Below are 23102 nucleotides of genomic sequence, written 5' to 3'. Positions count from 1 at the left end.
CACTCACACGATTTTCTAGAACAGAACTCTAGGAATAGAAGCAGCCTGATCCCGTGGGTGCGGGCCCGTCAAGGGTGCTACGGGCGGGTGATTCCAGGATCCGGTTCGGTACGGTGGGCGGCGACGACGGGGAGGGGAACCGATGGCACGCAGGACGGCACGGCCCGCGTCGGGCGGCAGCGCCTGGCAGTGGAGCCGTACGGCCGAGACCCGGCGGACCCTGCTCACCGCCGCACGCGAGGTCTTCGGCGAACAGGGCTTCGCCGAGGCGAGCGTCGCGGCCGTCGTCAAGCGGGCCGGATCCAGCGTCGGCAGCCTCTACCACCACTTCGGCGGCAAGTCCGAACTCTTCCTCGCCCTGTGGGAGGACCACCAGACCACCCACGAGCGCTCGGCGGCGAGCGCGGTCGCCAAGGCCAGGGAGTCGGGCGTCCACACGCCGCTCGGCCTCTTCACCGTCGGCGCCCGCGCCTTCCTGGACTGCTCCTGGCAACGGCGCGATCTGGTCCGGCTGTTCATGGACGGCGACGGCCCGCCCGGTTTCGAGCTGGTGCGGCGCACCCGCAACCGGGAGTGGATACGGCAGAACGCCGTGCTGCTGGGCATCGGCACCGACTCCGTCGACCGGCTCACGGCAGCGGCGCTGACCGCCGTCATGGGCGAGGCCGGACGCGAGATCGCGATGTGCGCGACACGGCGGCAGGCCGACGAGATCACCGAGGCGGCCCTCGTCCTGATCCAGCGCCTGGACCCGGCCTCGCCGGGACCGGCGCAGGACGGCGACACACCTTGACGAGCTGACGAGCTGACGAGCGTGACACCGGAGACGAAGGGAGAGTCCGTGGCCGGGACGACGGACCAGCGGGAGGCGTTCTTCACCGTGGCGGAATCCGCGGCGGGAGAGGAGTTCCTGCCCGCTCCCCACGCGCGAAGCTGGTGGGCGCCCGGCATGCTGCACGGCAGACTGCTCGGCGGCCTCGCGGCACGGGCCCTGGACCGCGACCACGGGGACGACGGGCTGCACCTGTCGCGGCTGACCGTCGACCTCTTCCGCAACGCGCCGATGGCCCCGGTCCGGGTGGAGACCACGCGGGTGCGGGACGGGCGGCGCATCAGGGTCGCCGACGCCGTCGTCCACGGCGAGGGCGGGCCCGTCGCCCGCGCGAGCGCGGTCCTGCTGCGCCGCGCCGAACAGCCCTCGGGCAACGTCCCGGCGACCCCCGCCTGGGACGCGCCCGCTCCCGAGGCGTTCACCGCAGCGCGCGACGAGCCGTGGACGATCTGGATGTTCGACGAGGAGAACCGGCCGATCCGGCGGTGGGAGGAGGGCGTCGGCAGGCGCCGCGCCTGGCTGCGCGACGGGTGCGAACTGGTGGCGGACGAACCGCTCTCGCCCCTCATCCGCACGGCACTCGCTGCGGACGCGGCGAGCCCCCTCTCGCACGCGGGAGACGCCGGGCTCCAGTTCATCAACGCCGACTACACGGTGTGCCTCAGCAGGCTCCCCCTCAGCGAGGCGATCGGCCTTGAGTCGGCGGCCCACTCCAGCGACGAGGGCATAGCCGTCGGCCACGTCACCCTGCACGACACCTCGGGCCCGATCGGGTACTGCATGACGACGGCGGTGGCGAACGTCAGGAACGCCTGACCCCCGCCGTCGCGCTCAACGGGCGGAACCGGCACGGCCTGAGCCGGACCCTGAGCCCGTCGACGGGAGGTAGCGCGGCGCCCGCCAGGCGTCCAGCCGGTGTTCGACGGCGGCGCCCAGCGACAGCAGCTTCGCGTCCTGCCCCGCGCCCGCCATCAGCAGTACGCCGACGGGCAGTTCGCCCACGGACCCGGCGGGCACCGAGAGCGACGGGTAGCCCGCCACGGCCGCTGGCGTGGAGGACGGGATCACGTCGTTGTCGCCCCGCGCGCAGTCGGTCGTCCAGGCGGGCGGGTTCGTCGGCGAGGCGATGGCGTCGAGCCGGTGCGCGGCCATGGTCTCGTCGAGGGAGCGCCGGGAGAGGTCCTTCAGCTCGGCGCGCATGGCCTTGTACTCGGGGTCTGTGGTCGGCGGCGCTGCCAGCGCCTGCTCGAACAGTTCCTGCCCCGCGAAGCACGTCCGCTCCTCGGGGTGGGCGCGGTTGAACTCGATCAGCCCGGCGAGGTCCCTGGGGCCCTCGCGGGTGGCGAGGTAGGCGTCGATGTCCCGGTGGAACTCGCTGAGCAGCGCCGGGAATTCCAGCTCGGCCAGCCGGTCCTGGTACGGGGGTGTCACCTCGACGACCTCGGCCCCCGCGGCGCGCAGCTTCTTCGCCGTACGGGTCATGACGGCGTCCACGTCGGGGCCGAGCGAGGGCAGCCGCCACAGGCCGATGCGCTTGCCCCGCAGGTCCCCGCGCGGCTCCCCGTGCCGGTCGTCGGGCGAGCCGCCGGGCACGCTGCCGGACCCGGTGGGTGCCGGGGACGCGGCGGGGCGCGGGGTGTCGCCGCCGCTGAGGACCGCGAGGGTGAGCGCGGCGTCGGTCACGTTGCGTGCCATGGGCCCCGCGGTGTCCTGCTCGGCGGAGATCGGCACCACACCTTCCTGGCTGACGAGCCCGAGGGTGGGCTTGGCGCCGACCACCCCGTTCATCCCGGCCGGGCACACGATGGAGCCGTCCGTCTCGGTGCCGATCGCCACCTGCGCGAGCGAGGCGGCGAGCGCGGCGCCGGATCCCGAGGAGGACCCGCACGGGTTCCGGTCCAGTACGTACGGGTTACGGGTCTGGCCGCCCACCGCCGACCAGCCCGACGTCGGCTTCGCCGCGCGGAAGTTCGCCCACTCGGAGAGGTTGGTCTTGCCGAGGATCACCGCGCCCGCGTCCCGCAGCCGGGTCACCAGCGCGGCGTCGGTGTCCGGCGGGCTCCCGGCCAGCGCCAGCGAACCGGCCGTGGTCGGCATGTCGCGGGTGTTCACGTTGTCCTTGAGCAGGACGGGTATGCCGTCGAGCGGGCCACGGGTGTGGCCGCTCCGGTGCCGGGCGTCGCTGGCGGCGGCCTGGCGCAGAGCGGTCGGGTCGGTGCGCAGCACGGCGTTGATCCTGGGATCGATTGCCTTGATGCGCCGCAGATAGGCGGTGGTCAGCTCGGCGGAGGTGAGGGTGCGGTTCGCCATGTGTTTCTGCAATCGCGGGATCGTCACCGTGTCGAGGTCGATGCCCCGGCCCAGGTCCCTGGACGGGCCATCGCCAGGACCTGGCTCGGCGGCTTGCGCGCGCGGGCCCGGCGCGCCCGTCAGAAGGGACCCCGCGACCAGCGCGGCGAGCAGTGCGGCAACGCTTCTCTTCCCCATGGGTGTCAGCGGACTACACGCGGACGCCACGCGCAAGGGTGCCTCACATGTCCGCACGGGTGCGCGTGAGTCCCGGTGAGCCCCACGTCGAGGAGCCCGTACGAGGCTCGTACGACGCTCGCATGACGCCCGTATGACGTCTGTCATGAACAGCGGTGACAGATCGCCCTGCTTCCGGTGCCCTCACCGGACTAGCGTGAACGGCGGGCCGCGCGCTCCTGACGGCCCCTTCCGATTCCGGTACCGACGGTGGGAAACGAGACCATGCAGACCATGCGCGACGAGACACTCATCGTCGAGGATCTGACGCTGCTGATGATGGACGACAAGTCGGGAGCGATCGCGGGCGAGGGGACGCTGTACTACACCCTGGGCGGGGCCGTGCTCGTCGAGCTGGGCCTTGGCGGACATGTCACGGTCGACGAGAACGACTCCGGGCTGAACGGTGTGAAGGTGCGCTCCGTCGAGGGCGACCCGCTGCCGGATCCCGTGCTCCGGGCGGCGCAGGACAAGGTCGCCGAGCGTGTACGGGGTGTCCAGACCCTCCTCATCCAGATCGGCACCGGACTGCGCGAGACGGTGCTCGACCGCCTCGTCGAGCGGGGCATGCTGCGCCGGGAGAGCAGGAAGACGCTGGGTGTCTTCCGTTCCACCGCGACGACGGCGGCGGACACCAGCCACAAGAAAGCCCTCGTGGCCAGGGTGCGCGCCGTGCTGATCGACGGCGAGGAGCCGGACGACCGTACAGCGGCGCTGATCGGCCTGCTCCTCGCGAGCGGCACCCTGCCGAGCCTGTACCGCTCCGTTCCGTGGTCGGGCGAGGTCTACAAGCGGGCGAAGGCGCTGGAGCGGGAGAGCTGGGCCGCGGCGGCGGTGAACACCGCTGTGCTGCGCACCATGGCGGCGGTCTCCGCGGGAACCGCCGTCGCCGTCACCAGCGTCAGTTAGGGGGCGGGACACAGGGCGGTGCGGCTCTTGTGAGGGTCGCGGTGGCGAGGGTGCACCCGGCCCGGGAAGCGCCGTCGGGGGCGGCCTGGGTACCGTGTTCTGGGAGCACCGGCGTCAGTGAACTGGGCGAGGTTCCCATCCGTTGTGCCGACACACGCTGTTCCCGAGGTGACAGCGCCAGCCGCCACCAAGGGGGAGGACCGCATCCGATGAACCACTCGGACACGCAGAGCCACGATCTCAGTCCTGGGCCTTCCCTGGACGGAGCGGGGACGGACCACGGCGTCGCGACGGCCGTGCCGGCCGCAACGTCCGCGCAGGGCCCCGACCCCGTCTCCAGCCCCGACCCCGCCCCCGCCACGGACGAGAAACCACTGGGCTCCCGCGCCCCCGCGTTCGTGAAGAGCAACCGCACCCTGCACCTGAGCTGGCAGGTCGGTGTGTTCGTGATCGGTCTGGCGGTCGTCGTGACCGGCGTGATCATGCTGCCGCTGCCCGGCCCAGGATGGCTGGTGATCTTCGCCGGGATGGCGATCTGGGGCACCGAGTTCGTCTGGGCCCAGTTGGTGCTGCGGTGGACGAAGCGCAAGGTCACGGAGGCCGCGCAGCGCGCCCTCGATCCGAAGGTGCGCCGTCGCAACATCATCCTGACCTCGGTCGGCGTCGTGATCTGCGCCGTGCTGCTGTCGGTGTACCTGTGGAAGTTCGGCCTCGTCATGCCCTGGACCATCAGCGACTGACCAGCCGGACCACAGCGCGCTACCGCGACGTGCCCCCTCCCCCGGGGCCCCCGGGGGCCCTCAGTCCTCCGCGTCGCGCACCAGGAGCGCGATCTGCACCCGGTTCTCGGCCGCCAGCTTGGCGAACAGGTTGCTCGTGTGCGCCTTGACCGTCGCGACGCTGATGCGCAGCCGCTCGGCGATCTCCGGGTTGCCCAGCCCGTCCGCGATGGCCCGGGCGGTGTCGAGTTCCCGTTCACTCAGCGTGGCCAGTTGTCGACGCGCGGCCTCGCGGGACGAGTCGCGCACCGCCGAGGACTGCGGACCGGTCGCCGCGGCGATCACCCGTGCCGTGGCCGCCGGGGACAGCACGGGGTTCCCGTCCGCGACGGTCCGCACCGCGTCGATGATCCGCGACGGCGGGGTGTCCTTGAGGACGAACCCGAGTGCTCCGGCGCGCAGTGCGCCGAGCACTAGGTCGTCGGAGTCGAACGTGGTCAGCATGAGCACCCGTGGCGGCGACGCGCGGGCGAGGAGTTCCCGTGTCGTGCTGAGGCCGTCCCGGCCCGGCATCCGTACGTCCATCAGCACGACGTCGGGGCGCTGCTCGTCCACCACGGTGAGCGCGGTGTCACCGTCGGCCGCCTCCGCGACGATGGTCAGGTCCGGTTCGCCGTCGATGACGAGCCGCAGCGCCATCCGCACCAGTTGTTCGTCGTCGACGATGACGACACGTACCGGCTCCCGCTCACTGTCCACTCATGCGCTCTTTTCATGGTGCTGGTGGTGCTGGTCGTCCGGCCAGGGTAGTCGCGCGGTGAGGAGGTATCCGTTGTCGGGTGTCGGGTGGTGGTCCAGCCTGCCGCCGGTGAGGGCGAGGCGTTCGGCGAGGCCGAGCAGGCCGTATCCCGATGCGGGCGTCCGTGCGGTGGCCACGGCCGGGGAGTTGCGGACGCTGATGCGCAGTTGGTCCCCGGCCGCTCCTTCGAGGGTGATGTGTACGTGTGCGCCCGGCGCGTGCTTGGCGGCGTTGGTCAGCCCCTCTTGGACGATCCGGTAGCAGGTGCGTCCGAGGGCGTCGGAGGGTGTGCCCGTCACGGTGGTGGTGAGCGCGACGTCCAGCCCGGAGGCGCGGGCATCGGCCACCAGCTCGGGGAGGCGGTCGAGGGAGGGTGGTGGTGCCTCCGGGCGGCTCTGGTCGGCGCGGAGCACACCGAGGACGTCGCGCAGTTCCTCCAGCGCCTGGTGCGAGCCGTCGACGATGCCGCGGACCAGCACACGGTTCTCGTCGGCCGTGAGGTTGCCGCGGTGGTCGAGCACTCCCGCCTGCATGGCGACCAGCGAGATGCGGTGCGCGAGCACGTCGTGCATCTCGCGCGCGATCCGGTTCCGCTCCAGTGCCCGTGCCTGCGCCGCACGTGCGGCCTGTTCCCGTTCCGCGCTCTCCGCCCGCTCCCGCAGGGACCGCACTTCGACGCGTCGCGCACCGATGGCCATGCCCATGGCCACCGCGATGCCCGCGCTCAGCGCCGGGAGGGCGAGCTGGACCCACAGCGGGGTGGGCTGGCTCGGGAGCGGGTAGAGCCCGAGGCCGAGCTGTGCCGCGATCACGTAGACCAGGACGACGATCCCGATCTCCACCGGACGGCGACGGGTGGCGAGCGAGCACAGGGCCAGCAGCGCCACGCCAGTGGCGAGCGTCGACACGGTCGAGGCGACCGCGACGGTCGTGGCGACGGTGAGCGGGAGGCGGCGTCGCCACAGCAGCGCCGCCAGGCAGACGAGGGCCACCAGCGGATCGCCGGTGAAGAACCAGGACCATCTGTCGACCTCGTGTTCCTGCGCCAGCACGACACCGGTGGAGAGCCAGAGAGGTATGCCCACTGCCACGGCCGCCAACAGCCGCCAGGTCTGCTGCCACCCTCCGAGTCGTGGCGGGCATGGCGCGACGTCCGTGTTCATCGGGCCATTATCGCCGGGACGGTGCCTCCCCGGCAGTGGTCCCAGGGGGGATGGTGCCCCCGACCGAGGTCGGAGCGGCGCTTCGACTCTGGTCGAAGGCGGGGCGGGCCGCGCGGCCGATGTGCGGGTGGCGCCGAGTGGACAGACTCGTCGGGAGTTCGCCCCCCACAGCTCCCTGAAGGACATCAGATGCGCAGAACCCTGCCCCTGGCCCTCGCCCTTCCCCTCGTCGCCACCGCCGTGGCGTCGACCACGCTTCCCGGAGCGTCGGCGGCGGCGACACCGGACACCGTGCAGTGGGGCCCGTGCTCGAAGAAGGCCACCTCGGACGCCTCGGACGACGCACCCGACTTGCCCCAACTTGAGTGCGCGACGCTCGACGTCCCGCTGGACTACCGCAAGCCGGAAGGGCGTCAAATCGAGATCGCGATCTCCCGGCTGGTGCGCGAGGAACCGTCGTCGCAGCGCCGTGGTGTGCTGCTGACCAACCCGGGAGGGCCCGGCGTCTCGGGACTCGGCTACCCGGCTGTCCTCGCCGCGTCGGGGCTGCCGAAGAAGGTCCAGGACTCCTACGACGTGATCGGCTTCGACACGCGCGGTGTCGGCCGCAGCGCGCCCGTGACCTGCGATCTGACGCCGGAGCAGCAGGCACGCGGCAACGTCGCGCCGTACGCGCACACCGCGGCCGACGTCGCCAAGGAGGCGAAGAACGCACGGGCCGTCGCCGAGCAGTGCGCCACCTCGAAGACGGCGTCGATGCTGCCGCACACCACCACGGCGAACATCGCGCGCGACATGGACCGGATACGTGCGGCGCTGGGCGAACCGAAGCTCTCATACCTCGGTGCCTCCTACGGTTCCTACCTCGGCTCGGTGTACGCGACGCTGTTCCCGGGGCGCGGCGACCGGATCGTGATCGACAGCAACCTCGGCCCCGGCGGCTACGACTACACGGCCATGCGGGCGCTCGCCCGTGGCCTGGAGGACCGGTTCCCCGACTTCGCCGCGTTCGCCGCCGCGCACCCCGAGTACGGGCTGGGCAGCACGCCCGGGCAGGTGAGGGCGAAGTACTTCGAGCTGGCGAAGCGGCTGGAGACGAAACCGGTCCATGGCATGAACGGAACGCTGTTCCGCGGGATCACGTTCGATCGCCTCTACAGCGACGCGAACATGACCGTGCTGGCCGAGATGTGGCAGGCCCTCGACACGGGTCAGAAGCCGCCGCCCAACCCGCCGATACCGAACATGGAGAACATGATGGCCGCGCGCTTCGCCGTGATCTGCGGTGATTCACGCTGGCCGGAGACGGTCCGGGAGTATCAGCGGAACGTCGCGGTCGACCGGCAGAGGTACCCGATGCTGGGCGGGGCCACGGCCAGCATAGGACCGTGCGCGTTCTGGCCGGAGGAGCGGGTCGAGCCGCCGGTGCGCATCGGTGACCGTGGCCCGTCGAACGTGCTCATGGTGCAGAACACCCGCGACCCGGGGACGCCGCTGTCCGGTGCCCGGAAGCTGCGGAAGGCGCTCGGGAAGCGGGCCACGATGGTGACGGCCGATCAGGGCGGGCACGGTGTCTACCCGTTCGGCGGCAACACATGCGCGAAGGACGCGGTGACGACATATCTGACCACCGGTCAGCGCCCGTCGCAGGACCGCGCCTGCGCGGCCGAGCCGGGCAAGTAGCCGGAGGGGGAGGACGGAGACATGTTGAAGGAGTGGCAGCACCGTCGGGCCGTGCAGCGGGTCAAGCCGGGGGACGGCCGAGAGTTGAAGCGTTTCCGCTGGTGGCAGTCGTTTTCCCGCGCACTGTTCCATCTTCGGCTGACGAGCGAAGACGGACGGCAGACGGTCTACGCCGTCGACGTCAAGCACCAGGGGGATTCGTCAGGGCACGTCAGGGCCCATCTGTACCTCGACGGCAGGCATCACGCCGAGTCCAAAGTCCCCGCCGCCTTCCCCGTCCCAGGCGGTACCGTCGAAGTGAGGGCGAGCGGCTTCGGCCTCAAGCGCTGCCACTACGTCACCGCCGACGGGGCTGAGTACCAGCTCGTTCCGGACCCCGCCTCCGCCGCGGGGCACCGCGCGCGCCTCGACCGCGCACACCCCGCGCTGAGCCGCTGGATCGGTTTCGTCTCGCTGGCCGTGCTGACCATCGGCCTGGTTGTGCTGGTGCTTCAGCTCGCCGAACAGGTCACCCGGAGTCCGGAGGGCGTCGCCCAGTACATCGGGACCTTCACCTCGCCCGTCGACCTGCCGGCGTGGGGCAACACCGTGCTCGGTCTCTGCACGGGGGTGGCCAGCACGGAGCGGGCGCTGCGACTGCGCTACAACTGGCTGCTGGACGGCGGGGTGGGGTGAGTGTGTCGCGTGGCCGTGTCACGTGGCGGCATCGCGCGGCCGTGTCACGTGGCGGCATCGCGTGAACGTGTCACGTGAGCGCGTCGCCCACGGCTCCGCCCGTCGCCCTGCGGACGGCGCGCGCGACACGTTCCGGGGCGTCCGCAAGTTCGCGCGCTTCGGCACCCCCCAGGAGCGCGTTGCCGATGTCCTCGCTGATGATCCGCAGGGCAGCCGCTGCGGCTCCGGCGTGCAGCCGCACCTGGAGGTCGTCGGCCGGGAGGTTCAGCCGCTTCCCGAAGATCCCGGCCATCTCACGTTCCACCTGGTCACAGGCCATCAACCACGCGGTGCGGAGGGCCGGTTCCTGGTCGGCCAGGTGGATCATCTGGAGCGCGAGCTTCTGGTCGAGGTGCTCGACGGTGCTGGCCTCACGGCCGAACCTGACGGTCTCCGCCGAGAAGTGCTCTTCGAGGGAGAGCTCCGGGGGCCAGCTCCGCAACGTGGCCATCTCCCATTCGACGCCTTGCATGACGACGGGCTCGGCGCAGCTCTCCTTGCTGCGGAAGTGGCGCCAGATCGTGCGCGTCGACAGGCCGACGGCCTCGGCGATCTGGTCGCCACTGGTGGCGTCCACGCCCTGCTCCCAGAACAGGCGGGCCGCCTCCCGTGAGATCTCCAGTCGCACGCGATGGCGCCGCTGGTCGCTCATGCCGCCCCCGGCGCTCCTGGCCGCTGCCATGCCGTCACCCACCTCCGTTTCCCCCGCTCCCACTGCCACGTCAAGTGTCATATTGACATTAAGTGACGCCCGGAGCCAGCACGGCACACCCCCGCACCTCCGCACCGGAGCCGGGGTGCGCCGTCGTCCTCACCTTCGCCCACCAGATTCGCCAACGGTGTCGGCGGGCTGCGGGCCCTGCTGGACCTGGTAGCGGCCCTGGGCGGTGCGGAGTTGGCGCCGGGTGACGTGCCGGAGGCGCAGGAAGACCTCCTCGCCCGTCTCGGTGCGACGCCGGACAACGGGGACGCACCCACCTTCCGGCCCGCAGGACGCCGAGGCGATGATGACCGCCGCCACGGCGGCCGACATCCAGATCACCAACCTCGGCGCCGTCGACCCGTCGCAGCGGAACCTGGGCGCACTCTCCGCGCTGTGGGGTCCCGCGCAGATCACTCAACTGCGGGGCGAGCACGTCCTCGGCGTCGTCACCGTCGGCGGTCGGCTCCGGATGACGGAACTCACCCACGATCCCGTCCGCCGGGCTCGTCCCGGAGATGGGCGCCGTACTCGCCGCAGCGTGCGCCGACACCCACACCCACACCGGGGCCGGAACCGGGACCGGCACCGGGACACGGTGAGGCACGGGTGCCCCGCAGATGTCACCGGCGCGCGACACCGCCGCGTGCGGGCCCCGCCACCGCGTACAGCGCGGTACCGCCCACGAGCAGGGTCAGCGCGGTCCAGGTGGCCACCGCCGTGCCGGGCGGCAGCAGCAGCCACCCCGCCACCTGGCCAGGCCCTGGGACGCCGGTCTGCTGCGGGGCGAAGAGGGTGAACGCGAGCCAGCCGGCCGGCAGGGTCCACGCGTACGGCGCCCCGCACACCGTCGCCCCGAGCGCGGCCAGACCGGCCAGTCCCGCACTGTCCCGTACGACGAACGCGACGGGCGCGAGCGCAGGGCCCACCGCCCGCAGCGCCAGCAGCAGCGCGCCGACGACCGCACCGGCCAGCAGTACGTGTGCCGCCCGACGGGGCACCCACCGGATGGCGGCCGTCCTGTCCAGCGCCACGTCCTGCCCGCCGAACCCGACGGAGGCGATCGTCACCCCGGTGGTGAGGACCAGGGCCACGAGCCGGGGGTCCGCCGGGCCCGTCGGGCCCCCTCCGTCTCCACCGTCTGCGCCATGCCCGCCGAAGGCCCACACCCCCAGTGCGACGAGGACGATCGCGGCGGCCGAAGCGGGCACCTGCCGTGAACGCGCGTACAGCGCCAGCCATCTCACGACGACGTGCTCCCCTCCAGCGTTTCGAGCTGCTCCCGCGAGCAGGAGAGCGCGGCGGCATGTGCCGCGGCGACCCGCGCGCGCTGCTCGGCCGGTGACAGCGCCGTCAGCTTCTTCCAGACCGGTTCGGCGGCGGCGCGGTGGTCGCGCTCGCCGAACACCGCGCCTTCCAGCAGGGTGAGGTCGCGCTCGCCGAGGGCCCAGCTCGCGGCGACGCTCTGCGCGGCGAGTTCGTCCAGTCCGCCGCTCTCGCTGTCGCTGCGCCCGGCGCAGTGCGGCGCCAGCCCCTCGCCGAGCAGGGCGCGGGTGAGTTCCGTGCCCCGCGCGCGGGCGATCACCGGGTCGTCGAAGTCGACCATCAGCACGCCCTCGGACAGGTCCCGCTCCTCCATGATTCCGCGCGGCGCGCTCTCCTCCCGCACCGTGTCCGGTGCCTTGTCGCCCAGGGCCGCGCGCAGCAGGCGCAGTGCCTTCTCGCCGCGCGGCGCGAGTGCGGACAGACGGTCCTCGTGTGCCTCCGTCACACACACCGGTCCTTCGCACACCAGGGTCGCGGCGGCCTTGTCGGTGACGTAGGTGTCGCGCGGGGCGGTGGGGAGGACGAGCAGGGCGAGCACCGCACCGGCCACGACGGGGGCGACGGCGAGCAGCCGGGCCCGCGCGGTGGCGGCAACCAGCAGCGCGAAACCGGTGCCGAGCAGACCCAGCAGCCACAGTGTCTGGCCGACGTGTACGGAACCGGCGAGGGTCAGCACCGAGTCCCGCGCCTCCGCCGTCACGGGCGAGAGCAGGGACAGTTGGTTCGGCGCCATGCCCGACGGCAGCCGCCCGTCCACGTTCTGGCGCAGGAGGACGCCGGCCACCAGCGCGAGCAACGCCAGCACCGGCGGGGTGAGCACGGAGGGCAGCGCCCGCGCGGTCCCCATGCCGAACAGCGCGCCCGCGACCAGGGCCAGGGCGCCCACCAGCGAGATCGGCAGCCATCCGAGGTGGGTGTAGGTGGTGGTGCCCAAGGCCACCTGCGCCCCGCCGCAGAGGACGAGGAGGCCGAAGCCGCCCACCAGTGTGAGCGCCGTCGCGCTCGCGGGCAGCGCCGCGCGTCGCCAGGCGGGCCGCGGGGTGGTCGTCAGCAGCTCGGTCATGCCCGAGCGGGAGTCGCGCAGCCCCTGCAACGCGCCGATGCCCACCGCGACCGGCCACAGATAGGCCAGCAGCGTGCGTGTCCACAGTGCCATGGACGTCCACTGGGCCGTCCACCCCGCGGTGCCCCGCCACCACGGCCCGTCGATCAGATACAGGAACGCCAGGGCGCCGCCCAGTACGGCGAGTCCGGCCCACGGCGCCGCTGAGCGCTTCAGTTCTGTGCGCAGCACACGGGCGTTCACCAAGTCCCCCTATCCTGCGGGGTGTTGACGGACGACGCGGCACCGTGCGGCGAGTCGCCGTCGGGTGAGCCGCTGAGGAGCGCCGAGTAGCCGCGCTCCAGTGGGCTGTCGCCTGGGTGCTCGGGGCCGCCCGCGGCGGCCAGGTCCTGTGGTGTGCCCTGGAAGAGGAGGCGTCCTTCGGCGAAGAGCACCACGTCGGAGCAGGCCGCCGCGACGTCCTCGACGAGGTGGGTGGAGACGATCACACACGAGTCGCGGCCCAGCTCCTGCAACAGCTCGCGGAACCGCATGCGTTGCGCCGGATCGAGGCCGACGGTCGGCTCGTCCAGCAGCAGCACGGCGGGGTCGTTGACGATGGCCTGGGCGATACCGGCCCGTCGCACCATGCCCCCGGACAGTGCCTTCATCCGCTCGTCGGCGCGGTCCGCCAGCCCCACACGTTCCACGGCCCGCTGGACGGCCCCGGGGATGTCCGGCTTCGGCACCTCCTTGAGCCAGGCCATGTACTCGACGAACTCGCGCACCGTGAACCGCTTGTAGTAGCCGAACTCCTGCGGCAGGTAGCCGATGCGGCGGCGCAGGTCCCGGTGCTCGCGCGTCCCGCGCACGGAGACACCGAACAGCTCCAGCTCGCCTCCGGCCGGGGGCAGCACGGTGGCCAGGGCCCTGATCAGGGTGGTCTTGCCGGCGCCATTGGGCCCGAGGAGGCCGTGGGTGCCGGTGCCCAGCGAGAGGGTGAGCCCGTCGACGGCCATCCTCTTGCGGCCCGCGCGCACTCTCAGCCCGGTGGCCCGCACCTCCCAGGCGTAGGTCTTCGGCGCGAGATCGGCCGCGCTCGTCGCGCGCTTCATACGGTGGTCCTTTCCTGCGGTGCGGTGTGTGCTGTCAGGGATCGGTGAGGCGGTCAACGGGGGTGCCCCAGCGCCGAGTACGCGTTCCTGCGGACGGTCACGACGCCGACGCCGAGCGCCAACAGCAGCCCCCACACGGGCAGTTGGTCCGACTCCAATGCGAGGGGGACACGTCGCGTGGCCAGCGCTGGCGCCAGGATCACGGCCACCCATACGACGCCCAGCGCGACGACGGCACGGCTCACGCCGATGACACCGCCCAGCGCCAGAGCGGCGGCGGTGAAGGCGGCGGCGGGCAGCAGCCACTGCGCCACCGACACGCCCGTCAGCCATCCGCCCACCAGCAGCGTGGGGACGAGGACGGCGAGGACGGACGCGGTACGGCGCAGCAGCAGGTGCAGCCCCGCACGTGGCGCGCAGACCGTCAGCTCGTACGCGGGGTCCAGCGCCCGCGACCAGGACGCGGCGACCCCGGCCAGCGGCAGCACGGGTGCCAGCAGCAGCACCGGAGACACAGTGCCGAGGTCCGCGAGGTCCGGGTCGGCCATGTCCAGCAGCAGCGCGATCAGGGTCAGTCCGACGGTCATCGCCAGCCACGGGGCCATCGCCGGTGTCACCCATGCCGACAGCCTCGTCCAGCGGTGGCGACGCCACGGTGTCGGCGCGATCGCGTCCAGCCGGGGTCCGAGCCCGGAGCGCACGGTGTCGAGGAGGGCTGCGACGGTGGGTGCCTCGCCGGGGAGCGCGGCGGCCAGTCGTTCGCGGCACACCGCACATGTCTCCATGTGTGCTTCCAGTGCCCACACCTCGTCGGCCGGGATGCCGGTGTCACCGCGCGCGTACCGGTGGAGGAGCCACGTCGACACGTGTTCCCCGCCCCTGTCACTCCTGTCCTTCATACCGCTCATGTCAGTGCCTTCCGCATCGCGATCCGGGCCCGGCGGGCGCGGGTCTTGACCGTGCCTTCGGGCAGCCCGAGCAGGACGGCGGTCTCCCGCACGGAGAGCCCGTCGAGCACCATGGCCTGGAGTACCTGCCGCAGTTCGGGCGCGAGACGCCGCAGCGCGTCCCCGACATCGCCGCCCACGGTCCCGGCCAACGCCTCTTCCTCCGCCGCTGGCACCACTGTCTTCTCGGCGGCCGCTGGCGGCGGTTCGGCGTGGTGGGCGCGGCGCCGGAACGCGTCGACGAGGCGGCGCGCCGCGATCGTCCACAGCCACCCGACGGCGGTCCCGCCCACCGCACTCCCGGCGAACGCGCCCGCCGCGCGCCACACCGCCAGATACGTCTCCTGCATGACCTCGGCGACGATCTGCTCGTCGGCACAACGGCGGCGCAGCCGCACCGCCATCCACGGCGAGGTGCGCCGGTAGAACTCGTCGAACGCGCCACGATCGCCCTTGGCGACGAGCCGGAGAAGACGCTCCTCGTCCAGCTCGCGCAACTCGTGCGGCGCCGCGCTGCTTCGTGATCTCACACCTGCCAGACGGCGCGACCGGCACGCGGGTTCTCGGGGCGGGGTGATACACGTCACATGTCACCGTGCACCGCTCACGCGAGATGCCGTTTCCTCAGCTCACAGGGCAGTCGGGTGAACATCACCCGAACCACCGCCCTCCCCCGCCCGAACGGCGGACCCGGCGACATGAACCGTCACACCCTGGTCCGCGTAGTGCCGTCTGAATCAATGGTCATGGGCAAAAGGAGGAATCAGAAACATGCCTTTGAATGACCTGAACCAGGACCCGGTGCCGGAGGGTGGTCGCCGTCCGCGCGCGGAAACCCAGCGGTACCTTCAGCAGCAGATCGACGCGTCCGGCAACACCCACAACGCGACCGTGGCGCACGGCGCGGGGTTTGCCACCGGTGTCATCCAGGCCGGCTACGGGGAACGCGGCGCCCGCGACGTCGACAGGGCGTTCATGGACCCGCGCTTGACTCAGGCCTACAACACACCCTCGAACAGCTCGGCCGCATGGGACGCGAATCTCGATGTCGCCACGCAGGACCACGGCTACTGGACCGACCAGAACGCGGCGCACAGCACACCGGGCAGCCGGGCCGCCGTCGCGTACGACCCGGTCACGCGGACCTACATTCAGACGGCCACCGCCCTGCCTCAGCAGTTCAACGTGCACTACCGCAACGAGCTCGACCCGCATGGGCGCCACCAGACAGCCACCTACGGCCAAACGTACAACCCTCCGCCGCAGGGCCAGTCATACGGCTCGCAGGGCCAGTCGTACGGCAACGGCAACTCGGCCACCCAGCCGGCGTACGGGTCGGGTCACCACAGCAGCCACAGCAGCCACCACCGCAGCAGCCACCACCACGGCAGCAGCGGCAGTCGCCGGAAGTAGCGGCGGCAGCGGCGGAGCCGGCCAACGGCCACCCCGCGAAGGCTCAGGCATCTATGGGTGACGCGTAGCCCTCAGATGCCCTGAGAGAAAACCCAGCCGCGCCCTGGAGACGGGCCACGGACGGCGGCCCGCCTGCGCGAGCCATCTGTTCGCGCCCCACAGCCTTGACGGGTTCGGCGACAGCAAGAGGATTCGGGGGGCGGGTACCAGCCCCCCGAATCCATGCCGCGCGGCCGGTCCCCCGGAACTCCCGCGGGCGGGAGCGATCCAAGGATTCACGCACAGACCACGAGGTAATACACGCGAACACGACAGTACCTTTGCTACTTGCCAGGCCCACTGCGCTTCTGAGCCTGGTTGTTACCACCAGAAAGGTCCGTGCGCGGTGTGGTCGCGGAGGGAGCAGACGGTCGGCTGGCGTGGTTGAAGCTACCGGCGTTGTGCCCCACCGGGTTCATCTCACGCTGGAGGTACGCCTGGAGCGTCGACGGCGCGGCGGCGGCATTCTGCAACTGGAGACGCGTTGGCACGCCGACCGAGGCTCCGGCTGCGGTACCCACAGACCGTGTCCTGGGGTCGTTGTTCAGCGCGTTCCAGTGACTGTCTTCCACCTGGGCGACGTACGTCTGCGCCCTCTGATCAGAGGCGGGCCGCATAAGGTACGGCGCCAAATCAGGCCGCTTGAACAATTGGTCGATGTCGTGGGCACCCTTCTCCCCGACTCCGGGCGTGTGACGAATGGCGGAAATGGAAGCCGCGACGCAGTGAGCTACGGTCGGCTCGCCATGTTCTTTACCATTGGCTCTAATCATGTTCATGAGGTACGACTCCGCGTCCCGACGGGGAGTGCGTCCGGGAGGAGGCTCTGGCGCGTCGCGCAGTGACCAGATCTTGTTGATTGTGTCCATGCGATGTGCCCTTTCCGCTGGAATCCAGGTATCGGACATCACTACGTACAACGAGGCGTAGCGGTTCACACTGCACCGCCGGTGCGTCGGGTGTGTCAGCCAGGGGCCCCGACACACCCGACCTCTTCCGCCCCGGTGACGCCCCTACCCCCGCCCCCGGCACCCACCGCCACACGGCGGCGCGCAGCGCCTCGGCGCGCGAGGATTCGGGGGGCGGGTGCCAGCCCCCCGAATCCATGCCGCGCGGCCGGTCCCGCGGAACTCCCGCAGGCGGGAGCGTTGCAGGGGTTCGCGCACGCCCTGCGAGGCACATGCACGCGAACACGACAGTGCCTTTACTACCTCGCGGGCCCGCCACGCCTGTTGGACCGGCCCTGGCCACTGGAATGGTCCGTACGCGGCGTGCTCGCGGACGGACCAGCCGATCGCCCAGCGTAGTTGAAGCTACCAACGTTGCGCCCCGCCGGATTCAACTCACGCTGGAAATACGCCTGGAACTGCGACGACGTGGCGGCGAGATTCAGCAAGCGGACACGCATTGACACGCCGATCGAGGCACCGGCCGCGGTACCCACAGACGCTGTCCTGGGGTTGCTGTTCAGCGCGTTCCAGTGACTGTCTTCCACCTGGGCGACGTACGTCTGCGCCCTCTGATCGGAGGCGGGCCGCATAAGGTACGGCGCCAAATCAGGCCGCTTGAACAATTGGTCGACGTCGTGGGCACCCTTCTCCCCGACTCCGGGCGTGTTACGAATGGCGAAGATGGAAGCCGCGACGCAGTGGGCTACGGTCGGCTCGCCATGCTCTCTACCATTTTCCTTGATCATGTTCATGAGGTACGACTCCGCGTCCCGACGGGGAGTGCGTCCGGGAGGAGGTTCTGGCGCGTCGCGCAGTGACCAGATATTGCGCGTTGTGTCCATGCCGATATGCCCTTTCCGCTGGAATCCAGACACCTGACGTCACCACGTACAACGAGGCGTAGCGGTTCACCTGCACCGACGGTCCATCGGGTGTGTCAGCGAGGGGTCCCGACGCACTCGGCCTCTCCCACCCCTGGCGACACCCCCGCCCCCGGCACCCACCGCCACGCGGCGGCGTGCAGCGCCTCGGCCCGGTCGATGGCGACCTCCTGGCGCAGGCGTGTCTCCTCCGCGTCGAGGAAGGCCGCGGTGGCCGTGTGCTGGTCCGGGTGCTTGCGGTAGACCGCGCCGGGGGCGGCCAGCATCCACCCGCGGCTGACCGCCTCGCAGCACAGCACCAGCGCCCCGTCCTCGAAGGCGGGCACGGCGGGCCACCCGCCCACCAGCCGCACCAGGTCCGTGCGGGCCGTCAGCGTCGTGCCCACGACCGGGAACGCGCCGCGCTTCGCACCGTCCAGCAGGGCACGCTCGGGCAGTGGTCCGGGGCTGGGGTCATAGGGGCCCGGCACCAGGCGGCCGTCGACGTGGAGGTCCAGGCACGGCGCGACGGTCCAGCCGTAGGAGGGGTTGGCCTCCAGGACGCGGATGGCGTCGGCGAGGGTGTCCTGGCCGGGCAGCAGATCGTCCGCGTCCACACAGCGCAGCAGCCCCCCCGTCGCACGTGACAGCCCCATCGTGCGGGCCTGGGCCGCTCCCCCGCGCCGCCCGCCGCCCTTGGAGATCCAGGGCGCGTCCGGGACGGACTCCAGCGCCCTGCCCGTCTGCCCGTCCTCCTGGAGCACCCATTCGAGCCGCCAGCCGACGGGGAGCCGCTGCGCGGAGAGACACTCGTGCAGCTCGGGAAGGTAGTGGTACCCGTCCTCGCGCACGGGGGTCAGAACGGTGATCGTCGGCATCGGGGCTCGCTTCGCTTCTCTTCGGCAGGATGCGGGGCACACATCCTGCCCCCTCTACGTGCGGTTCTACGTGTGGTGTTGATCACCGGTTCATCCCTGAATGGGCGTCAGTTTCTGAATTGGCGGGTGAACTGACGCGCGTGCCCCTTCGCACGGTGTCCGTCCCCCGAGCGAGCTACGCGCGAGTGTCCACCGTGCGGTGACGATTCCGGCGCCCCCGCTCCGTAGCGTTCCCGGCGGTCGTGGCACTCCGGCCGCGCGGAACGACAAGGAAGTGTCCTCATGAGAGTGGTGTGGCAGTTGGTGGCCGTCGCGGCGGTCGCCCTCATCGGTGGCCAGGGGGTCGCCGCCGCGCACGGGAGCAACCCGTGGCTCACGCTCGTGATCGGCCTGGTGACGGCCGTGCTCGCGCTGCTCGCCTACGGGTGGGTGGTGCGCAGGACCGAGCGCCGCACGGTCACGGAGCTGGCTCGGGAGGGTGCCGCCGCAGGGCTCGGCGTGGGCACGCTGATCGGCATCGCGGTGTTCGGGCTCGTCGTCCTGCAACTGGCCACCAACGGGTGGTACGAGATCGACGGGCGGGGCTCGGCCACGGGAGCAATCGGCATCGTCGGCTACATGGCCGCTGCCGCCGTCACAGAGGAACTGCTCTTCCGCGGCGTCCTGTTCCGCGTCATCGAGGAACGCACCGGCACCTGGCTGGCGATGGCCTCCACGGGCCTGCTGTTCGGCGCGTACCACCTGGCCAACCCGGACGCGACGCTGTGGGGCGCCTTCGCCATCGCGATCGAGGCCGGGGGCATGCTCACCGCCGCGTACATCGCCACCCGCAACCTGTGGGTGCCGATCGGTGTGCACTTCGGCTGGAACTTCGCCGCTGCGGGCATCTTCAGCAGCGTCGTCTCCGGCAACGGTGACACACAAGGACTGCTGGAGACCACGGCGACGGGCCCGACGCTCGTCACCGGAGGTGACTTCGGCCCCGAGGGAAGCGTGTTCTCGGTGCTGTTCTGCGTGCTGGCGACCCTCGTGTTCCTCTGGGTGGCCCGCCGTCGCGGAAACCTGAAGCCCCGGCGCCAACGCACCGAGCGGATCGCGGCCACGGCTACACTGCCCCGGTGATCAGTCCTCGGCGCGTCCCTGAGCTGTGGCGCAGGCTGGAGGCCACCGTCCCGCGTCTCTCGCACGGGTACCTCTCCGCCGGGTATCTCGCCCTCGGACTGCTGCTCTTCGCCGGATCGCTCGTACCGGCGCTGCACAGCCACGGGACGCAGCTCGGCGGCCTTCCGGCCCGCCCCTTCGACGCGCTGGCCATCGTGGCCGTCGCCCTCCAGTGCCTGCCGCTCGCCGTGTGCCGACGGTGGCCCCTGGTGTGTCTCACCCTGGTGTCGGCCGGGTTCGTCCTCGACCAACTGCGCGGCTACCACACCTTCGCCGGCACCGGGCTGGCCGTCGCGCTGGTGGGTGCGGGGTCCTGGCTGGAGCGGTACCGGCGTGCCACCGTGCTCGTGCTCTCCGCCGCCTACGTGCCACTGTCGGTCGCTTTCCACCTGCTCGGCGGGGGCGAGGTGTTGAGCGAGATCGTCACCTTCTACCTGGTCCTGGCGCTCCCGTGGGGCATCGGCGCATGGATGCGCGCCAACCGGGCCGCAGAGGCGGAGCGTCGGCGGCGGGTCGCCGAGGACACCCTCGTCGCCGAACGCACCCGCATCGCGAGCGAGTTGCACGACGTGGTGACCCACCATGTGACGGCGATGGTCGTGCAGGCGGAGGCGGCACGCTATCTGACGGCGGCGCCGGGCCGGCTGGACCAGGCACTGACCGCCGTCACCGACACGGGCCGCCGGGCCATCACCGACCTCCGCCACCTGCTCGATCTGCTCGATCCAGGGCACGGCACCCCCGCCGGTGCCGGGGCCGGGGCTGGGGTCGGCGGGGCCACCGTGCCGCCCGTCGGCAGGCTGCTCACCCTCGTGGAGCAGACACGACGGGCGGGGCAACCGGTGGAGTTCACCGAGGAAGGCACCCCCGCCGAGTCGACGGGCAGCGCCGACCTGGTGGCCTACCGGCTGGTTCAGGAGGCGCTGACGAACGCACTCAAGCACGCGCACGGCAGCCGCACTTCGGTCCGGGTGCGCCATGGCGCGAAGGAGATCTCCGTGGAGGTCGGCACGGAGGCGCCCGGCACCGGCGCACATCGCACTCGCGACGCCGACGGCCCCGGCTCGGTCGGCCCCCGCGCACGGGCCGGGTTCCTCGCGGGCAGCGGCCGTGGTCTCGCCGGTGTCCGCGAGCGCGTCGACGTCCTGGGCGGCGAGTTCAGCGCGGGCCCCACGGACGACGGCGGCTGGCTCGTGCGGGCACACATCCCCTCGGGGAGCCCGTCGTGACCGAGCCGATCCGGGTGCTGGTCTGCGACGACCAGGTACTGGTCCGCACCGGACTGGTGACGATCATCGACGCACAGCCCGATCTCGAAGTGGCGGGCGCGTGCGAGAACGGCCGGGCCGCCGTCGATCTCGCCGCGCGGCTGCGCCCGGACGTCGTGGTGATGGACGTCCGCATGCCCGTACTCGACGGCATCGAGGCCACCCGGCTGCTGGCCGGTGCCGGGGTACCGCACCCCGTCAAGGTGCTCGTGGTGACCACGTTCAACCTGGACACATATGTCTACGAGGCGCTGCGCGCCGGGGCGAGCGGATTCCTCCTCAAGGACGCGCCGCCCGCGCAGTTGCTGCACGGCATCCGGACCGTGGCCATGGGTGCCGCGCTGCTGGACCCCGAGGTGACACGTCGGCTCGTGGGCACCTACGCGGCGCGGATCCGGCCCGACGAGGGCACGGCGGAGGACATCCCGCTGACGCCCAGGGAACTGGAGGTACTGCGCCTCATCGCCGACGGGCTCTCCAACAGTGAGATCGCCACGGCACTGCTGATCAGCCCGGAGACCGTCAAGACCTTCGTTTCGCGCATCCTCAGCAAGCTGGGGCTCCGCGACCGCGTCCAGGCGGTCATCTACGCCTACCGCCGGGGCCTGGTGACCTGACCCCGGCCGAACCGGCCGAACCGGCCGACTGAACCGTCAGCGGGTGTTTCCCGTCGTGACCTGCTGAGCCGCGACCGGTGCCACGGTGTCCGTCCTACGCCGGGGTGCCGGTCGCACCCCCGCTGTTCCGTCCCGTCGTCGCTCCCCTCCCGGAGGCCGCGCAGTGCGCATCCCGTCCCGTATCCGGCCTGGCCCCGGCACCGCTCCGGCACCAGGAACGGCACCGGGACCGGGGCCGGGCCGGGTACAGGACGTGGACGTCCTGCGCGGCTTCGCGCTGCTGGGCATCCTGCTGGTCAACGCGCAGAACATGGCGGGGCCCCACATGGGCGAGGGCGGTGCGCCTGTGGCGTCATGGGCGGACGACACCGTCGCCTGGCTGGTCACGGCGCTGGCCAGCGGCAAGTTCTATCTGCTCTTCTCGTTCCTGTTCGGCTACAGCTTCACCCTCCAGCGGGCCTCTGCGGAACGCGCGGGCGCTTCGTTCGCGCCCCGGCATCTGCGGCGGCTGGGCTGTCTGTTCCTGCTGGGCCTCGCACACGCCGTCCTCCTGTACCCCGGCGACGTGCTGACCATCTACGCGGTGCTGAGCCTCGTCCTCTTCGCGCTCCGGGACATCACCCCGCGCACCGCGGTCCGGATCGCGGCCTGTCTCGTCGTCGGCGTCGCTGTGTGTCTGCTGGTCTGGGGCCTGCTCATGGTCACACTCGCTGAGCCCCCGCGCCCGGGAGCCGCCTCGGCCGCGCTGCGCGACCTGGTGTCGGCCTACCGGGGCGACCCCGGCTCGGTCGTGGCGGCCAACCTGCGGCAGTTGCACTCCACGCTGAGCTGGAACGCGCTGTACGGCGTCGACATGCTGGCCGCGTTCCTGGCGGGACTCGCCGCGGGACGGCGGGGACTGCTCACCGGCACCGGAGCGCACCGCGCGCGGATGGTGCGGATTCTCGCCGTCACCCTGCCCGTCGGCCTCGTGGGCGGCGTGGTCATGGCGGTGTGCCGCAAGGGACCGCTGGACGCGCGCTGGTACGACGTCGGCTCTGCGGTCGGTGTGCTCACCGCACCCGCGCTGACGGCCGCGTACGTCTGCGGCCTGCTGCTCCTGGTGCACACCGGGCCCGGCACACGCGTCGCGGACGTGCTGTCCGGGTCAGGACGCCTGGCGCTCACCCACTACCTCTCCCAGTCCCTGGTGATGGCGCTGGTCTTCACCGGTTACGGACTGGGGCTGTACGGACGGTACGGCGCTGCGGTGGTGGTGGCGGGGTGCTTCGTGCTGTACGGGGCACAGCTCGCCCTCGGCACCTGGATGTCGCGCCGCTTCCGGTACGGGCCCGTCGAGTGGCTGCTGCGCGCGGCGACACTCGCGCGCAGGCCCTGACCCCTGAGAGATCCTGAGAAACCAGCGGACCGCCTGACCGGTCACCCCGGTCAGGCGGTCCGC

General features: G+C 71.6%; 24 protein-coding genes. 11 read left to right on the top strand and 13 right to left on the bottom strand.

The features are described 5' to 3' along the window. Positions 1–142: 142 nt before the first annotated feature. Entirely contained in the window at positions 143–793 is a 651-nt protein-coding gene (locus ACYVOO_RS09590) for a TetR/AcrR family transcriptional regulator (RefSeq protein WP_461015206.1), read from the top strand. Between the two features lie 48 nt (positions 794–841). Continuing rightward, complete coding sequence (locus ACYVOO_RS09585) at positions 842–1648, top strand: thioesterase family protein (RefSeq protein ID WP_461015205.1); 807 nt, start codon at positions 842–844, stop codon at positions 1646–1648. 15 nt (positions 1649–1663) lie between these two features. Here the strand turns inward: ACYVOO_RS09585 and ACYVOO_RS09580 are convergent, their stop codons facing one another. Next, entirely contained in the window at positions 1664–3319 is a 1656-nt protein-coding gene (locus ACYVOO_RS09580; RefSeq protein ID WP_461015204.1) for an amidase, read from the bottom strand. A gap of 273 nt (positions 3320–3592) precedes the next feature. Here ACYVOO_RS09580 and ACYVOO_RS09575 point away from each other — a divergent pair, with 273 nt between their 5' ends. Together ACYVOO_RS09575 and ACYVOO_RS09570 are read left to right on the top strand one after the other, a co-directional pair. Beyond that, positions 3593–4267 carry a GOLPH3/VPS74 family protein gene (locus ACYVOO_RS09575; protein ID WP_461015203.1) on the top strand — a complete coding sequence of 225 codons (675 nt, stop codon included), beginning with the start codon at positions 3593–3595 and terminating at the stop codon, positions 4265–4267. Positions 4268–4563: 296 nt separating this feature from the next. Further along, a complete protein-coding gene (locus ACYVOO_RS09570; protein WP_461015286.1) occupies positions 4564–5007 on the top strand; it encodes a TIGR02611 family protein in 444 nt (147 codons plus the stop codon). 60 nt (positions 5008–5067) lie between these two features. Here ACYVOO_RS09570 and ACYVOO_RS09565 read toward each other — a convergent pair whose 3' ends face one another. Beyond that, on the bottom strand, positions 5068–5745 hold the full coding sequence (locus ACYVOO_RS09565) for a response regulator transcription factor (RefSeq protein ID WP_461015202.1): 678 nt from the start codon (positions 5743–5745) through the stop codon (positions 5068–5070). After that, positions 5746–6948 carry a sensor histidine kinase gene (locus ACYVOO_RS09560; protein WP_461015201.1) on the bottom strand — a complete coding sequence of 401 codons (1203 nt, stop codon included), beginning with the start codon at positions 6946–6948 and terminating at the stop codon, positions 5746–5748. A 189-nt stretch (positions 6949–7137) separates the two neighbouring features. On the opposite strand from ACYVOO_RS09560, the gene ACYVOO_RS09555 reads away from it, so the two are divergent. Then, complete coding sequence (locus ACYVOO_RS09555; RefSeq protein WP_461015200.1) at positions 7138–8631, top strand: alpha/beta hydrolase; 1494 nt, start codon at positions 7138–7140, stop codon at positions 8629–8631. Positions 8632–8652: 21 nt separating this feature from the next. After that, positions 8653–9306, top strand: a complete 654-nt coding sequence (locus tag ACYVOO_RS09550) for a hypothetical protein (RefSeq protein WP_461015199.1) — start codon at positions 8653–8655, stop codon at positions 9304–9306. Positions 9307–9376: 70 nt separating this feature from the next. Here ACYVOO_RS09550 and ACYVOO_RS09545 read toward each other — a convergent pair whose 3' ends face one another. From ACYVOO_RS09545 to ACYVOO_RS09515, 7 genes are all read right to left on the bottom strand, one after another. After that, complete coding sequence (locus ACYVOO_RS09545; protein ID WP_461015198.1) at positions 9377–10027, bottom strand: TetR/AcrR family transcriptional regulator; 651 nt, start codon at positions 10025–10027, stop codon at positions 9377–9379. 129 nt (positions 10028–10156) lie between these two features. After that, positions 10157–10378, bottom strand: a complete 222-nt coding sequence (locus ACYVOO_RS09540) for a hypothetical protein (protein ID WP_461015197.1) — start codon at positions 10376–10378, stop codon at positions 10157–10159. 290 nt (positions 10379–10668) lie between these two features. Next, a complete protein-coding gene (locus ACYVOO_RS09535) occupies positions 10669–11292 on the bottom strand; it encodes a hypothetical protein (protein ID WP_461015196.1) in 624 nt (207 codons plus the stop codon). Continuing rightward, on the bottom strand, positions 11289–12677 hold the full coding sequence (locus ACYVOO_RS09530) for a hypothetical protein (protein WP_461015285.1): 1389 nt from the start codon (positions 12675–12677) through the stop codon (positions 11289–11291). The genes ACYVOO_RS09535 and ACYVOO_RS09530 overlap by 4 nt, the downstream gene beginning before the upstream one ends. Then, on the bottom strand, positions 12674–13528 hold the full coding sequence (locus ACYVOO_RS09525; protein ID WP_461015195.1) for an ABC transporter ATP-binding protein: 855 nt from the start codon (positions 13526–13528) through the stop codon (positions 12674–12676). Before ACYVOO_RS09525 ends, ACYVOO_RS09530 begins: the two co-directional genes overlap by 4 nt. A gap of 53 nt (positions 13529–13581) precedes the next feature. Beyond that, entirely contained in the window at positions 13582–14436 is an 855-nt protein-coding gene (locus ACYVOO_RS09520; RefSeq protein WP_461015194.1) for a zf-HC2 domain-containing protein, read from the bottom strand. Continuing rightward, positions 14433–14972, bottom strand: coding sequence for an RNA polymerase sigma factor (locus tag ACYVOO_RS09515; protein ID WP_461015284.1), 540 nt, complete (start codon positions 14970–14972; stop codon positions 14433–14435). Before ACYVOO_RS09515 ends, ACYVOO_RS09520 begins: the two co-directional genes overlap by 4 nt. Before the next feature lie 274 nt (positions 14973–15246). On the opposite strand from ACYVOO_RS09515, the gene ACYVOO_RS09510 reads away from it, so the two are divergent. Then, positions 15247–15888 (top strand): hypothetical protein, encoded by a 642-nt coding sequence (locus tag ACYVOO_RS09510; protein WP_461015193.1) that lies wholly within the window; start codon positions 15247–15249, stop codon positions 15886–15888. A gap of 323 nt (positions 15889–16211) precedes the next feature. On the opposite strand, the gene ACYVOO_RS09505 is transcribed toward ACYVOO_RS09510, so the two are convergent. The 3 genes from ACYVOO_RS09505 to ACYVOO_RS09495 all read right to left on the bottom strand — a co-directional run bounded on the left by ACYVOO_RS09505 (position 16212) and on the right by ACYVOO_RS09495 (position 18615). Further along, positions 16212–16796 (bottom strand): hypothetical protein, encoded by a 585-nt coding sequence (locus tag ACYVOO_RS09505; RefSeq protein ID WP_461015192.1) that lies wholly within the window; start codon positions 16794–16796, stop codon positions 16212–16214. A gap of 338 nt (positions 16797–17134) precedes the next feature. Then, positions 17135–17629 carry a hypothetical protein gene (locus ACYVOO_RS09500; RefSeq protein WP_461015191.1) on the bottom strand — a complete coding sequence of 165 codons (495 nt, stop codon included), beginning with the start codon at positions 17627–17629 and terminating at the stop codon, positions 17135–17137. A gap of 185 nt (positions 17630–17814) precedes the next feature. After that, positions 17815–18615 (bottom strand): GltA, encoded by an 801-nt coding sequence (locus ACYVOO_RS09495; RefSeq protein ID WP_461015190.1) that lies wholly within the window; start codon positions 18613–18615, stop codon positions 17815–17817. A 282-nt stretch (positions 18616–18897) separates the two neighbouring features. Between ACYVOO_RS09495 and ACYVOO_RS09490 the strand changes: the two genes are divergently transcribed. The 4 genes from ACYVOO_RS09490 to ACYVOO_RS09475 all read left to right on the top strand — a co-directional run bounded on the left by ACYVOO_RS09490 (position 18898) and on the right by ACYVOO_RS09475 (position 23039). Then, positions 18898–19737: a lysostaphin resistance A-like protein gene (locus tag ACYVOO_RS09490; protein WP_461015189.1), complete on the top strand. Its 840-nt coding sequence runs from the start codon at positions 18898–18900 to the stop codon at positions 19735–19737. After that, entirely contained in the window at positions 19734–21005 is a 1272-nt protein-coding gene (locus ACYVOO_RS09485) for a sensor histidine kinase (RefSeq protein WP_461015188.1), read from the top strand. The genes ACYVOO_RS09490 and ACYVOO_RS09485 overlap by 4 nt, the downstream gene beginning before the upstream one ends. Then, complete coding sequence (locus ACYVOO_RS09480; RefSeq protein ID WP_461015187.1) at positions 21002–21661, top strand: response regulator; 660 nt, start codon at positions 21002–21004, stop codon at positions 21659–21661. Before ACYVOO_RS09485 ends, ACYVOO_RS09480 begins: the two co-directional genes overlap by 4 nt. A 253-nt stretch (positions 21662–21914) precedes the next feature. Beyond that, on the top strand, positions 21915–23039 hold the full coding sequence (locus tag ACYVOO_RS09475) for a DUF418 domain-containing protein (RefSeq protein WP_461015186.1): 1125 nt from the start codon (positions 21915–21917) through the stop codon (positions 23037–23039). The last annotated feature ends 63 nt before the right edge of the window (positions 23040–23102 follow it).

Source organism: Streptomyces daliensis, assembly GCF_054782395.1.
Note: the sequence above shows the minus strand (reverse complement) of the source record. Positions and strands in the feature narration are given on the sequence as shown.

What these genes read in the sequence shown, in the direction of transcription:
- ACYVOO_RS09500 (WP_461015191.1), bottom strand. Translation starts at nt 17,629, where the DNA reads ATGAACATGATCAAGGAAAATGGTAGAGAGCATGGCGAGCCGACCGTA.
- ACYVOO_RS09505 (WP_461015192.1), bottom strand. Translation starts at nt 16,796, where the DNA reads ATGGACACAATCAACAAGATCTGGTCACTGCGCGACGCGCCAGAGCCT.
- ACYVOO_RS09520 (WP_461015194.1), bottom strand. Translation starts at nt 14,436, where the DNA reads ATGAGCGGTATGAAGGACAGGAGTGACAGGGGCGGGGAACACGTGTCG.
- ACYVOO_RS09560 (WP_461015201.1), bottom strand. Translation starts at nt 6,948, where the DNA reads ATGAACACGGACGTCGCGCCATGCCCGCCACGACTCGGAGGGTGGCAG.
- ACYVOO_RS09575 (WP_461015203.1), top strand. Translation starts at nt 3,593, where the DNA reads ATGCGCGACGAGACACTCATCGTCGAGGATCTGACGCTGCTGATGATG.
- ACYVOO_RS09545 (WP_461015198.1), bottom strand. Translation starts at nt 10,027, where the DNA reads ATGGCAGCGGCCAGGAGCGCCGGGGGCGGCATGAGCGACCAGCGGCGC.
- ACYVOO_RS09495 (WP_461015190.1), bottom strand. Translation starts at nt 18,615, where the DNA reads ATGCCGACGATCACCGTTCTGACCCCCGTGCGCGAGGACGGGTACCAC.
- ACYVOO_RS09580 (WP_461015204.1), bottom strand. Translation starts at nt 3,319, where the DNA reads ATGGGGAAGAGAAGCGTTGCCGCACTGCTCGCCGCGCTGGTCGCGGGG.
- ACYVOO_RS09540 (WP_461015197.1), bottom strand. Translation starts at nt 10,378, where the DNA reads ATGTCGGCCGCCGTGGCGGCGGTCATCATCGCCTCGGCGTCCTGCGGG.
- ACYVOO_RS09490 (WP_461015189.1), top strand. Translation starts at nt 18,898, where the DNA reads ATGAGAGTGGTGTGGCAGTTGGTGGCCGTCGCGGCGGTCGCCCTCATC.
- ACYVOO_RS09510 (WP_461015193.1), top strand. Translation starts at nt 15,247, where the DNA reads ATGCCTTTGAATGACCTGAACCAGGACCCGGTGCCGGAGGGTGGTCGC.
- ACYVOO_RS09590 (WP_461015206.1), top strand. Translation starts at nt 143, where the DNA reads ATGGCACGCAGGACGGCACGGCCCGCGTCGGGCGGCAGCGCCTGGCAG.
- ACYVOO_RS09525 (WP_461015195.1), bottom strand. Translation starts at nt 13,528, where the DNA reads ATGAAGCGCGCGACGAGCGCGGCCGATCTCGCGCCGAAGACCTACGCC.
- ACYVOO_RS09555 (WP_461015200.1), top strand. Translation starts at nt 7,138, where the DNA reads ATGCGCAGAACCCTGCCCCTGGCCCTCGCCCTTCCCCTCGTCGCCACC.
- ACYVOO_RS09550 (WP_461015199.1), top strand. Translation starts at nt 8,653, where the DNA reads ATGTTGAAGGAGTGGCAGCACCGTCGGGCCGTGCAGCGGGTCAAGCCG.